We start from the raw sequence: 12848 nt of genomic DNA on the forward strand, positions 1-12848 counted from the left end.
CAAGACTCCGGTGTAAAGTCAAAAACCCGCTTTTAAGTTCCGTTTTTGATTTTGAGATAATGGGGAACCGAAGCCAAAATTGAAACAACCAACGTCCCTAAGATGATTCCCAGAGAAACTAAAATCGGAATGTGAATTTCATACCCAAAAACATAGGGAGAAAAAAGAGGAAGCAGGAGTTTGATTCCTACAAACGCGAGAAGGATTGAAACTCCCCGTTTGAGAAAAATGAAAAGCTCCATCACACCCGAAAGCATAAAATAAAGAGAACGAAGTCCGAGGATAGCAAAGATATTGGAAGTATAAACGATAAACGCATCCGTAGTAATCGAAAAAACCGCAGGAATCGAATCGAGAGCAAACATGATGTCGCTGAATTCCACAATCAAAAGGGTAATGAATGTGGAAGTGAATAAATATTTCCCGTGTTCTAAAACAACGAATTTTTCTGGGTAATGGCCCCGAGTCATCGGGAGAATTTTCTTTGCAAGTTTAACTACGGGAGAAGATTCCGGATGAAAATCCTCCTCCTCGCGATGAGTAAACATTTTCATCGCGGTGTATAGAAGAAAAATCCCGAAAAGATATAGGACCCAATCGAACTGAGAAACCAATTCTGCTCCGATGAAGATCATAATTGCACGAAAGAACAAAGCTCCGATGATTCCCCATTTTAAAATCAAAGGTTGATATTGAGGCGTTATCCGAAATTTCTGAAAGACTATGATAAAGACGAAAAGATTATCCACGGAAAGAGAATACTCTAGAAAATAACCGGTGATAAATTCAAGGGCTTTGGTTTTTCCCAGAGTCGGATCGTCTGGCGATTGATTCATAACGTAGATGGAAATACCGAAAGAAATCGCAAGGCTGAACCAAAAAAGAGACCAATAAATCGATTCTTTGAAAGGAATTTTGTGGGCTTTTTTGTTGAGAACGAAAAGATCCAAATAAACGAGAAGACCTAAAACCACGGCAAAAACAACGGCTAAGATCAATTCCCCCGAACTCCAATGCCCCATATTCCCTCTTTGTTTGTACGATTCTTAGATGACAAAAGTACCGTCTCTTTACAAAATTACAATCCCAATTCCCATAAAGAAGGCCCCATTATGATTCCACTCTTATTTTCCATAGCTTCTATTACTCATTTGTTAGTTTTGTATTTTGTTCCTAATGAAATCGTTTTCAAACTCGGAAGCAAAATCCTACCAATTCTCATTTTGATTTTTCTTTCTTTCTTCAAAGGTAACTGGAGAGACAAAGCTGGAAAATTTATTTTCGCAGGTTTGATTTTTTCCTTATTCGGAGACGCTTTTTTAGCTCTTCCCGGAAATTATTTTGTGTTTGGGCTTGGGTCTTTTCTTATGGCTCAGATCTTATATTCAATTGGATTCTCGATCGGAAATCCGGTACATATTGTCCGATCAATTCCATTCTTTACATTCGGAATTTTCTTTTACACTTGGATTTTTTCCGGGATCGGGGTTTCTCTTTACGTTCCAGTCGCGGTTTATATTATCGCGATTTGTACAATGGGTTGGAGAGCGGCGTCTAGGGAATGTTCCAGTTTATCATTCCGGAAATCCTTAGCGGGCTCTCTACTTTTTATCTTATCCGATAGTTTCATTGCAATGAATAAGTTTACGACGATTCCGATTCCTTGGACCGGAGTTTGGATCATGTCGACTTACTATGCGGCGCAATTTCTCATCTATGAATCTATGGCAGAAAATTAAATAATTATTGATTCAGTCGGTAATGTAACTAAGATAGCAAAGAAATCGGGAGGAATCTTATCATGAATATTAAACCTTTAAAAGAAACCACATTTTTAGAAGCGGTCGCCGCGGCGATTCAGCACGAAAAAGATTATTTCGAATTTTATATGAGTACGTATGAAAAACTTCCTCCCGGAGACACCAAGGAACTTTTTGAAAGACTAGCAGAGGAAGTGGACGATCATATCAAATTTATTACGGAATTGTACGAGCAAGCGGAAGGATCCGAACTCCCGAATCTCAAACAACTTACCGCAATCCATAAATTCCACGATTCGACTCTTCAAAAATTGATGAATAAGGTGGAAAGAACAATCGCTGGTCCGGGAACCAAAGATGCACACGAAGCTCTTGAACTTGCGATTCGAGAAGCAGAGAATAGCGTTTCTTTTTATGAAAAACTTGCAAACAAGTTCGAAGACGTGAACATCAAATCTCTTTTCACGAAATTGAAAGACTACAATCAAAACTATCAATCTCTTCTGGAAACTGAGCTGAACGGATTAGATCAGTCCGGTTCAGGTCAGGGAACTTTTTTTTGGGACGAACAAGCGGAAGAAGTGGCTAAGGCGGAGTCTAAATCGGAAAAAACTCCGACCTTGAAAAAACCGAAGGCTGTAGCCCCGGTTGCAAAGACCGCTACAACTAAACCTGCAACTTCTCCAAAACCGGCTACAACTACCAAATCTGCCGTAACGGCGAGCGCAAAAAAAGCGGCTTCTAAAAAGAAAGCTGCAAGTAAACCACCAGTAGCCAAAAAAGCGACTTCTAAGAAAAAAGTGGCGACCAAGAAAACGCTTGCGAAACCGAAAAAAGCAGTGAAGAAAAGCGCAACCAAAAAGGTTTCTCCAAAAAAATCGACGCCTAAAAAAAAGTCAGCGGTAAAGGCTAAGAAAAAAAGGTAATGCAATCCACCGCGATCATTGATTGGAAAGAAATCCAAGATCTTTATCCCATAAATCAGGAAATGATTTGGTTGAACAATTGCGGAACAACTCCTTGCAACGTACATACAATCCAGGCGGTCAGGGAATACTTGGAAGGTTATTCTAAAAAAGGAGGCTTAACGGAAGTACGTAAATATGCTTCCGTAAAACAATCGATTCGAAAGATCGTGGCGGGACTCATCAATTGCGACGTGGAAGAACTTTGTATCATCCACAACACAAATGAAGGGATGAATTTTCTTTCTTTAGGTTTTCATTTGAAAAACGGAGATGAAATTCTGCTCTTAGAGAACGAATATCCAAGCAATATTTATCCTTGGGAGCACTGGAAAGAAAAAGGAGTTAAGATCGGATTTATTCCGATGGCCTTTACCCCGGATCAGTTTTTAGAAAATCTAAAATCTTCCGTCAACTCCAAGACCAAAATCGTGGCTCTTTCTGCCGTTCATTGGTGTACGGGAATGCCGTTCCCCCTAGAAGAAATCGGAACTTTTTTGGATTCTAAAGGGATTGAGTTCGTTCTGGATGGTGCTCAAGGAATAGGTTTGGTTCCGGTTGATGTTAGAAAGATGAAATTAAAATACATCGCTTTCCCCGCTTGGAAATGGCTTTTAGGTCCTCTCGGTTTGGGAATGTTGTACATCCAACAAGATAAAATCGATACGCTTGCATTTCCGTTTAAAGGAACAGGCTCCGTAGTTAACGACGAGGTTTACTTGCCTTATCGCGCCGAATTAAAATCCGGAGCAGATCGTTATGAAATTTCTACCGGAAATTTTATCGACTGGGTATATTTTCAATCCTCACTTGAAATGCTTCAGAAAATAGGATTTCATTCCGTCATGGAAAGAATTTATGAACTCGCGGATTATCTTTCCGAAGGAATGAAAAACATTGGGTTTCAAATAGAACTCGATCATTTCCCCGACAATCGAACTGGAATCGTGGTAGGACATAAGGAAGGAGTTCCTATGGAAGAACTCGTTTCTTATCTGAAGAGAAACGGAGTAATGTGTGCCCTGCGCCTCGGGAAAGTAAGATTTTCTCCGCATATCTATAACCGCAAAGATCAACTGGATCGAGTCGTGGAATTACTCAGTTCTTTTCCAAGTTAAACAAAACCAAGCGGGCATAATTTCACTCAAAAATTACCTGGGATTGAAAATAAAATAGTCGTGGAAGTACAACAATCCTCTTGTGAAGAACATTTAGGTCCACCCTGAACTTGCATATAAAGTCATAATAGAAAGTGTGAAACTATAGTTCCAAAACAAAATTCTAAGTTTACCAAACGACTTGAAATATAATGTAATTATCTCAGTGTTCGAAGATTTTAAGTTTTCCTTTCAAGTTCCATTTGGTGATAGAAAACTTATTTTTTAGGAAAAGCTGTAATCAAAATTTGGCGAGAAACAAACTACAAAAAATCGGAGAAATTGGCACGTTGTTGTTTCCGATCTGGGTTCTAACCGGATCCATTCTTTCTTTTTTCTTTCCTGAATGGTTTATCTGGTTTACCGGGATTTGGATCACTTACGGTCTCGGTTTTACGATGCTCGGTATGGGAATCACACTTTTACCCCAGGACTTTCGAAACGTCTTTCAGACACCGATTCCCGTTTTTTTAGGAGTGATTCTACAATATACTGTGATGCCGCTTTCAGGCTGGGGAATTGGAATCTTATTCGATCTACCAACTCCTTTAGCGACAGGACTCATCGTCGTTTCTTGTTGTCCCGGCGGTGTTGCGTCTAATGTTATTTCCTATCTTGCAAAGGGAGATTTAGCCCTTTCCGTATCTATGACTGCATCCTCGACAATTCTTTCCGTTTTTATGACTCCGTTACTTACCCTTATTTTAATTGGTAAAGGTGTCGAAGCCTCCGTGAGCGGACTGTTCTTGGACACATTTCAAGTCGTCATTTTACCGACAGTGCTTGGAATTTTGCTCAACTTTTATCTCCCGAAAATTTCCAAAAAAATTCAAGCCATATCTCCCTTCATTGCCGTTTTACTGATCACGATGATCGTCGCCTCAATCTTAGGGGCGGGCAGAGATAAAATTATCCGATCTGCGGGAACCCTGATCGCCGCAGTCATCAGCTTACACATTTCAGGCTTTTTGTTCGGCTACTTTTTATCCTGGTTATTTATCCGAAAACAAAAAACATCCCGAACGATCTCAATCGAAGTAGGGATGCAGAACTCAGGTTTGGGAGTTGTCCTTTCCAGAAATAATTTTCAAGATCCGTTGGTTGCAATCCCGGCGGCGATTTCCAGTCTCGTACATTCCCTAATCGGAAGTTTACTTGCGGCATTTTGGAGAAAACGAACACCGGAAGAATAATTCGTTTTTCCCGAACCTCACAGTTAGAGATATGTAAAATGTAAATTTGAAACTTTCTTAACCTGTGGAAATTTGACAGGGTATTCTTATGGTCTGTTGTTCTAAAATAACTACATTACAGAATTAAAAATTAAGAAAATTTAAATTATTTCATTTAGAATTTATCTCAAAACCTGAAAAATCAGACTCTATCATTTCATAAGTTCGTAATAGAACGTAAATCCTACGTTTTAATAAGTAGGCGTTGAAATTCTTTACTCCTCATTTCGTTCATCAAGCAGTTTGATTTCTATAAACTTGATTTATTAACCACACATCTGGGGAAAAAGCGAGGTCGAGAACTACCCACTAATACAAATATGAGAATTTCTTAGTTTTATGAAAAGTTACGATTATATTTCTACCAAGTTGGTATAAAATCCAATTGGGAGAATCTAGAAGAGAACACGAACAAAAAAGAACTACTTTCAACCGCAGAAATTCTCCCTCATCCGCCCGACTTTCTGGAAGGCAAAAAAATCCAATTCTTTTCTTATACGATCCGCAAAGAAAACGGAAAGAAATGGATTCTATTTCAAGAGAAAATCGGTAATCGACAAAAAGCAACGGAAATAGACTATCTCGATCTGATCTCCGGAAACGTGCAAGACAACGCGACTAATGTTACATTTTCCCTAACTTTGGGATCAATTCCGGACATGATTGGAGTCGAAGGAAATTCGAACGTTATGGAATACGAATGGTCTTATCATTTTCAAGGGGAGAATTCCTTCAAGATCGGAATCATTTCAGCCCCTAAAGGAGGAACACCGCAACGGATTCCGTTTCAAAATCTGGACGTTTTGGTTTGGCGCAATCTGAGTTTTATAGGAGGATGCGGAAATCTGAACATTCAAACAAACACTGCAAATTGGACCTGCGAGAAAAACACGGTTCCCAATCTGCGAGAACTCTCAAAGACAGAATCGATTTCGGTAGGAACAACGACACAAAACAAGGGAATTCGATATTCCGATTGTCATTGAAAAAAGAACAAAAGGAAATCTTTCATTTAACTATGAAGTTTTTACGGAAACGAGTCATCGAAGAAGAAAGTGTACTGTTGTAAAATCCTAACCTCTAAAATCAACGTAGGAACTCCCACAAAAATCCTTTTTGATTCTTCTTATTCTAAAATCCCTTTCAAATTGTGGATAATACCACTTTACTCATTTAAAAAACTCTTTCTTTTTCGGGAATTTTCTCTAATCCTTCTTGATTTTTAAGCCCTTTCCCATTTTCTAGCACAATGAACAACCTCTAGTAGGTTTTTTAAGTCTAATTTCTAAATTTTCAGAGAAGTTGGACTTGAAAATGCGGGTTATTCCGTCTACTGAGAGAAATTTATTGAAATCGAGACATTAGCGCCATGAGAGAAATTATCAAGCTCGTTTGTCAGGAACCAGGCTGTTCCAAGGGAAGAAGCACCTATTTTCTCACCAAGAACAAAAAAGCTAAGACGGAAAAATTGGTTACTAAAAAGTTCTGCAAATTTTGTAGAAAACACACCGAATACAAGGAAACCAAGGTCTAAGGTTTCTAGGTACTAGGATGACTGCAAAAAAAACAGCTCCGGCATACGATAAAAAAGCTCTCCAAGAAATCGCCGAGCTCCTCCACGAGAAAAAAAATACTCTTCTGGAAAAATACGCCCATTGGGAAGATAATAGCAGGCCTTCCGGTCTCAAAGAAATGGGAGACATTGCGGACATCGCGTCCGAAATCAACGAAGAAACTTTGAGTTCCGTTCTTTCTGAAGCGGAGATAGAAACAATCCGTGAAATCGATGCCGCATTAGAAAAAATCGAAGATGGTACTTACGGAGTTTGCGAAGGAACAGGCAAAAAAATCCCGATCGCACGTCTCAAAGCGATTCCTTGGACCCGTTATACCGTAGAATACGCGGAAACTCTTTCGAAAAGTAAGGGTTTTTCTCGGAAGAGCAATAACGCGGGTAACCTTACAGGCACATATAAAATCCCATCCGATATGGATTCGATGGACGACTAAACCTCAATTCTTTTTTGTCCTCATTCATCATCTAAGTTATACTGTTTTTTGAAGTAAGAAGAGAATTTCCAATTTCTCGGAAGTCGTATTTTCAATCGTTTTTCGATTGAAATCTAAATCTTTTCCAAAATCCTCTTTATTCGTGTCTGGATTATTCAATAGACTAAAACTTCTTCGTACCCCTACCTTTTTCGGACTCATTCTTTGTTCCGTCCTTTCTTACATTTTATTCCGAAGTTTTCTTTTCGTAAGAGAAACGGAAGGAGCAGGGGTTGTCGTTATTGGAACGATCCAATTTCTTTTCGGATTTATACCTAATCTCTATCATCGTAAACCCGGAAGAATGTTCACAATGGCGGGGGCTCTTATTCTACCGGGACTACTCTATGATAAAACCGCAATGTTCAGCTCTTTGAGTGGGCTTTTTGCAGGAGCAACTTTCGGAATTTTTTTGAGACAGTACATTTCCACTTTTCATACACAAACGATAAATGAAGAAGACCCTATATTCCGTTTTTTTTATATTAACCGACCTTACAAATCATCTTTACCATTCCATCAAAACCCTAAAACTGGAATTTTGATTTTTCTCTCATTGCTTCTTTTGGAACGATTTTTTGTTTATTTCAATGCGCCTCCGTTCAAAGGTTTCGGTATTTTAGACACCGTTTATTTACCTGGAATTAGCTCAAGATACGCATTTGGTCTTAGTTTGGACTTTTTCGGTTCCTGGATGCTCGCCGTTCTTTATTTTCTTGCGGAGGAATCATCCTCTCACGAAAGCGATTCCCCCATTAAGTATTGGAGACAGGGATTTTTTGCGGGAGTATTTTTAAATATTATACTATTCTTAATTCAAGGACTTACCGAACATTCCGTAATTCCATTCACTCCTATGATCGGCGCTTCTTATTCCGTTTCCGGCTTTTTTGCGGATACCGGTTCTCTCAATTGGTTTTTCCCTCTTTTAATCGCGTATTTCTTTTATTATCTTCATTCCAGAAGCTGGCGTTTCCACACGAAGATCGTTTTGAGCCTAGGGCTTGTTCTTCCTTTTTTCATTTTAGGAAAACATTTCAGTGCAGGTTCTTGGATCTTATTTCTTACCCTTTTGATATACGGATATTCAGTTACAGCTTTTTCTAAAATTCGAAACCGTTGGTGGAAATTATCCTACATTCCGGTCTGTGGGATCATATGGATCGTTATTACGGTTTTGATTTTATGGATGGGATCATTTTCTTGGTCATTCGAGTCCTGGCAGGAACTTTATCAAACTTGGACCAAAAGTTATCATAGTCCCAACGGCAATCTTGCTCGTTTTTTGGATCTGTATTGGGGAGAGGGATGGATCCAAACCAGATCCGCGTGGAACTGGGCCAAACAATCAATTTGGATGGGTAATGGCGCCGGAAGCTTTGTCCTGAATTGGATCGACTCTAGATCCACAAATCCAGTACCACCTGGAGGAATTCGGGAACTCGGACTCCCTTCCTTTCTTTTCTTATTACATGACGGAGGAATCTTTCTAATTCTCGTTTTCTTAACATGGATTGGCTTGGAAATCGCATTACGTGATCATTGGAAAGTTCTGATTCTACTTCTACCGATATCAATTTTCTTTATGCCTTGGATTGGAAGTAGTGGAGCAACCGCTTTTTTTTGTCTTTGGCTCGTTACGTCTTCTTTCCCTCAAATAAGACAATTGCACAAGGCTGTCGTAGCAGGATTCAACCTTTTCGTATTACTTCTCGGTTCTTTTTCTCTGTCTTATACTTTGATCGGGATTGCACCGAATCTACGTGGACCCGAGTTCCGTTATGCGGAACTTAAGTCCTACCAAATTATGGCTAAAAGGCAAAACCTGATTCAAAACGGGATTCGTTATCACGAATTTTCCTCCGGTGCAACCTGGGTTTTAGCGAGTAGGACTCCGATACATTTGAAAGCCTTTGTTCCTCAAGAGAAAAAACTTTCTAAGAATGATAAGATTTATGTCCGTTGGTCCTTTCTAGGACCGGACTGGATCGAAATTCAATCCAAAACTCTGCCTTTATTTACGAACGCGAGTACGATCGGTTTAACCGTTCCGGACAACGCCAAATACATGAAAGCAGAAATTCTTTCCGGCCCTTTTCTCGGAATCCATGTAAAAGAATTCGGTATCTTTGCAGAAGGCTTTGACGGTCTAAACCGAGTGAGATGAACTGACAGGATGTATAATTTGATAAATCAGATTCTGAAATTGTTGTTTCACCCGCACCAATGATCTCCAAAAAAGAAGTTTCCAAGGTGGATTCACGAAAATAAAAACGGCACCAGATTCAAACTCAGGATCACCTTCTCTCACGTTTAACCAAACGGGAATTGCAAGAATATCAAGAAATTCCTTACCCGCCACGTAAAAGGTAACATAGACACGATCTCCTATGTTCAGTGTTTTTTCGACCGGAGAATAAAATCCCTTTCTAGAAAGAGAATACGCCAAAGAATGATATTCCTTTTCCTCCTGAATGATAGCTACAGCAATAAACAAGGGAATTTTGAGAACTCTTTCCCGAAAAAATTTAGGATTGAAAATTCCCCTAAAAAGAATCAAGACGCTGAGCCAGATTGGATAAATCAAAAAAAGTCCAATAAACTCGGAAGTGCGTATTCCTCCGAGAAGAAGAGGAATTTTTTCCGGAAAATTTAAATAAATAGAATATAATAAAGACGGAATTAAAAAAAGAAAAACGGATACGAAAATTTTTCCTTTGGAAAGTTGTCGAAACAAAGGAATCGGATCGACCTTTTGATTCCGACTTTGACTGGAACGCATCCACGAATCATAACGGGTGAATCTGGAAATCACTTGATAATCGTCACTAAACAATCCGATCGCTTGTAGAACTTCGATCGGAAGGATGTTTTGGGAAATCGTAAGTAGATATTCCAAAACAAAAAATCCTGCCGCAAGGATGAACGGAAGTAAAATCATAAAATTTCCATTTATAAGCAAAATATAATTAAATGTTCCATGCAACAGAAAGCATCCGAACAGACTATAAAGGATTCCCAAAAAATCAAACGAAGAGGGCCTGGAATGATAGTATTGCATCGTCGCAAAACCGTAAATTCCTCCGGTAAACGTATGGATTGGCAGGGAAGTAACAGCCCTTAAAAACAATGGCCAAAAGTCCAGAATCGGAGCGTACAGAAAATTCTCCAGAAGTCCGAAAGAGGCGCCTAATGTAAGCCCGAAATAGATTCCATCGGAAGTGTTATAAACCGTTTTCAGTCCTTTAAAATACCAAAGGATGACAACCAGTTTTGGGATTTCCTCTAAAAGGGAACTACCATAGAAGGCTCTTTCAAAATAAGAGTTTTCGTCTATATATTGTTTTGCTAATATTTCCGGAAAGATTGCCAACCCTACAGTTAAAATTCCACAGAAGATCGCCGAGAAATCGAAACTCTTTCGATTCGGATGGTAGTACGTGTTGCGATAAAAAAACCAATAAAATCCGGCGGCGGAAACCGCCGTGCCGAACTTCAAAAAGGTGACTAAGAGTCCTTCAAATTTTAAGTAAAGGAGCATATTCCTTTAAAGTATCGGAATATACTTACTTTCTTTTAATCAGTTAAGCTCGGGAAAGAGCTCTTCTTTTCAAAATATATGCGGCCATCGCACCTGCACTTATCAGCAAGATCGCCACAAGAATCGCATTCTTTTTTACGGAATGCAGCAGAAATCCCATCAGTTCGGAGTCTTCATCCGGAACCGGGAACACCTTCGCTTGATTTGTAATGTGTTTATACCAATCTTTGTAAGACGTTCCATTCGACGCTACCCAAAGGTTAAACTCCTTATAACCCGTTTGAGTTTCCTTACGAATATCCAAACCCTCGTATGGATATTTCCAAGCCCCCGGAACCAAAATGGCCCAAGGAAACTTGTTGGAATCTAAATACTTGTCCGTTCCGTTCGAATTCTTATAAAGTCCCGGAAAGTGAACCTCTTTCCCCGTATTGGCCACTTTGATAAAAATATCATACGGATAAATTCCAAGCGCCGACTTTTTCACCGGAGAGTTAAATACAATTTCGATCGTGGCGATATGTCCCGGTTTATAGACTCCACCCGGATTTACGTTAGGGTTAGATGTGGTTTTGTTGGATTCTTCTTGAATTTGAATTCCCTGGCTGAGATCCGATGCGGAGACAGTTTTGGTAGTCAATTCCGTCACTACTTTACCGTCTTCCCTTACCACTTTTCTCGAAAACGTAGCTCCTATGGATACGGGAAGTTTTAAAAAAAGCGTATGTTTATATCCGGCACCCCGAGCCACGTGTTGATAAGTTCCTCTGAGACGAATCACGTCTCCCGCAGTATTCAAATCCTCTTCATTGTGAATATGAAGGACGTAATCGTTTAAGTCCGCATCCCCGGCACTCGGATATAAATCCTCATACGCTACGGTACTTACACCTTCTGCAGGAATCCGTATCAAAGCGGAACGGGTGGGATCTTGGGGGTACGTATCCAATGTATCCGGAACCCCGTCCTTATCCGAGTCAACCGGAGCAGCCACAACCGGTAGTAAAATCTCGTACTTAATTTCCCGATTGATTCCGATTACGTTGATCAGATTGATTATGTTGGAAATGGATTCTCCCCCTGCCGTAATTTCAAGTGTGATCTGACCTACGGCGGTTTCCACAGTAATACTTCCGGAAACTTGCCCTACGTTATTTGAAATTCCTTGAAAAAGGATATGCCCCTCGTTATCGGAAACGATTACAGTTGCCCCAGAAATCGGCTTGGATTGTTTATCCGTTATGATTAGATTCAAAGGAATCGTCTGCACTGTGTTATACGTAAAAGGAATACTGCCTATTTGGTCATTTACGGTAATCACGCCTGTAGTCGGAGTTACGGAAGAACCCGAAGAGGATCCCGCATTTACGTCTACATCCGTTTCTACAGATCCTGTACTTGTAGTAGGACCACTGTTAGAGCCAGAACCGACGCTGGATCCTGTATTAGAATCAGAACTTCCTCCCGTATTCGTATTTGTATCACTTGCCGAAGAGGAACTGCCTGTACTTGCATTCGTATTACCACCTGTAGAAGATCCGGAATTATCGTTAGAGCCAGATCCGGCATTAGAATTAGAACTTCCTACATTCGTATTTGCGCTCGTATCAGTAGAGGGATCGCCTGCGCTTGTATTCGTATTACCACCTACAGAAGATCCGGAACTGTTAGAACCAGAACCGACATTGGATCCTGTATTAGAATCAGAACTTCCTCCCGTATTCGTATTTACATCACTTCCCGAATTGGAATTGTTGCTCGATCCAGATCCTGTGGTAGAACTGGAATCTCCGGAGGAATCGTTTCTCGACGAATAAGATGATGAAGATTGAGGATTCGAAGTAGAGCTACTGCCGCTATTGGAAACAGTAGTAGAATTACTTCCACTTCCTGTATTGTCCACAATTACGACCGTCCCTCCGTTAGAAGCCGTCGCAGTTCCCGCACTCGTTTCAGGTCTAGCACCCGATGTAGACGCACTCGTATCTTGATTCAAGAGCGCCAAAAATGGAAATAACATTCCTTTTTTTTTATGGCTACAACCGACAACCAAAACGCTCGAAACAATTAATAATATTAGAATTTTCCTCATAATCCCCAATCCCTTTTTATAGTCAGAATAAAAGACGAATAGTATTAAATCT

At 40.0% G+C, this 12848-nt stretch carries 10 protein-coding genes and 1 pseudogene; 8 read left to right on the forward strand and 3 right to left on the reverse strand.

The genetic code is table 11. The features are described from left to right. Positions 1 to 32 precede the first annotated feature (32 nt). A complete protein-coding gene (locus LEP1GSC190_RS18300; RefSeq protein ID WP_002749559.1) occupies positions 33 to 1022 on the reverse strand; it encodes a TerC family protein in 990 nt (329 codons plus the stop codon). Between the two features lie 90 nt (positions 1023 to 1112). Between LEP1GSC190_RS18300 and LEP1GSC190_RS18305 the strand changes: the two genes are divergently transcribed. The 8 genes and pseudogenes from LEP1GSC190_RS18305 to LEP1GSC190_RS18345 all read left to right on the forward strand — a co-directional run bounded on the left by LEP1GSC190_RS18305 (position 1113) and on the right by LEP1GSC190_RS18345 (position 9330). After that, on the forward strand, positions 1113 to 1739 hold the full coding sequence (locus LEP1GSC190_RS18305; protein WP_002749507.1) for a lysoplasmalogenase: 627 nt from the start codon (positions 1113 to 1115) through the stop codon (positions 1737 to 1739). A 62-nt stretch (positions 1740 to 1801) separates the two neighbouring features. Beyond that, positions 1802 to 2686: a ferritin family protein gene (locus tag LEP1GSC190_RS18310; protein WP_002749390.1), complete on the forward strand. Its 885-nt coding sequence runs from the start codon at positions 1802 to 1804 to the stop codon at positions 2684 to 2686. Further along, positions 2686 to 3843 carry an aminotransferase class V-fold PLP-dependent enzyme gene (locus LEP1GSC190_RS18315; RefSeq protein ID WP_002749329.1) on the forward strand — a complete coding sequence of 386 codons (1158 nt, stop codon included), beginning with the start codon at positions 2686 to 2688 and terminating at the stop codon, positions 3841 to 3843. The genes LEP1GSC190_RS18310 and LEP1GSC190_RS18315 overlap by 1 nt, the downstream gene beginning before the upstream one ends. Before the next feature lie 287 nt (positions 3844 to 4130). Beyond that, positions 4131 to 5075: a bile acid:sodium symporter family protein gene (locus LEP1GSC190_RS18320; RefSeq protein WP_002749670.1), complete on the forward strand. Its 945-nt coding sequence runs from the start codon at positions 4131 to 4133 to the stop codon at positions 5073 to 5075. 611 nt (positions 5076 to 5686) lie between these two features. Then, positions 5687 to 6100: pseudogene (locus tag LEP1GSC190_RS18330) on the forward strand (hypothetical protein); the annotation flags it as partial. Between the two features lie 383 nt (positions 6101 to 6483). Beyond that, a complete protein-coding gene (gene rpmG, locus LEP1GSC190_RS18335; protein ID WP_002722197.1) occupies positions 6484 to 6648 on the forward strand; it encodes a 50S ribosomal protein L33 in 165 nt (54 codons plus the stop codon). A 17-nt stretch (positions 6649 to 6665) separates the two neighbouring features. Continuing rightward, positions 6666 to 7124 (forward strand): TraR/DksA family transcriptional regulator, encoded by a 459-nt coding sequence (locus LEP1GSC190_RS18340; RefSeq protein ID WP_002749537.1) that lies wholly within the window; start codon positions 6666 to 6668, stop codon positions 7122 to 7124. A gap of 106 nt (positions 7125 to 7230) precedes the next feature. Next, positions 7231 to 9330: a hypothetical protein gene (locus LEP1GSC190_RS18345; protein WP_086005257.1), complete on the forward strand. Its 2100-nt coding sequence runs from the start codon at positions 7231 to 7233 to the stop codon at positions 9328 to 9330. Here the strand turns inward: LEP1GSC190_RS18345 and LEP1GSC190_RS18350 are convergent. Further along, positions 9313 to 10704, reverse strand: coding sequence for a PrsW family glutamic-type intramembrane protease (locus LEP1GSC190_RS18350; RefSeq protein ID WP_002749464.1), 1392 nt, complete (start codon positions 10702 to 10704; stop codon positions 9313 to 9315). The two genes, LEP1GSC190_RS18345 and LEP1GSC190_RS18350, sit on opposite strands and share 18 nt — an antisense overlap. Positions 10705 to 10747: 43 nt before the next feature. Then, a complete protein-coding gene (locus LEP1GSC190_RS18355) occupies positions 10748 to 12796 on the reverse strand; it encodes an LruC domain-containing protein (RefSeq protein WP_036036107.1) in 2049 nt (682 codons plus the stop codon). Between the last annotated feature and the right edge of the window lie 52 nt (positions 12797 to 12848).

The sequence above is a fragment of the Leptospira mayottensis 200901116 genome (assembly GCF_000306675.2).
Taxonomy (GTDB): Bacteria; Spirochaetota; Leptospiria; order Leptospirales; family Leptospiraceae; genus Leptospira; species Leptospira mayottensis.

Excerpts from the sequence above, each read along its gene's own strand:
- LEP1GSC190_RS18300 (WP_002749559.1), bottom strand. The coding sequence starts at position 1,022 with ATGGGGCATTGGAGTTCGGGGGAATTGATCTTAGCCGTTGTTTTTGCC.
- LEP1GSC190_RS18305 (WP_002749507.1), top strand. The coding sequence starts at position 1,113 with ATGATTCCACTCTTATTTTCCATAGCTTCTATTACTCATTTGTTAGTT.
- LEP1GSC190_RS18310 (WP_002749390.1), top strand. The coding sequence starts at position 1,802 with ATGAATATTAAACCTTTAAAAGAAACCACATTTTTAGAAGCGGTCGCC.
- LEP1GSC190_RS18315 (WP_002749329.1), top strand. The coding sequence starts at position 2,686 with ATGCAATCCACCGCGATCATTGATTGGAAAGAAATCCAAGATCTTTAT.
- rpmG (WP_002722197.1), top strand. The coding sequence starts at position 6,484 with ATGAGAGAAATTATCAAGCTCGTTTGTCAGGAACCAGGCTGTTCCAAG.
- LEP1GSC190_RS18340 (WP_002749537.1), top strand. The coding sequence starts at position 6,666 with ATGACTGCAAAAAAAACAGCTCCGGCATACGATAAAAAAGCTCTCCAA.
- LEP1GSC190_RS18350 (WP_002749464.1), bottom strand. The coding sequence starts at position 10,704 with ATGCTCCTTTACTTAAAATTTGAAGGACTCTTAGTCACCTTTTTGAAG.
- LEP1GSC190_RS18355 (WP_036036107.1), bottom strand. The coding sequence starts at position 12,796 with ATGAGGAAAATTCTAATATTATTAATTGTTTCGAGCGTTTTGGTTGTC.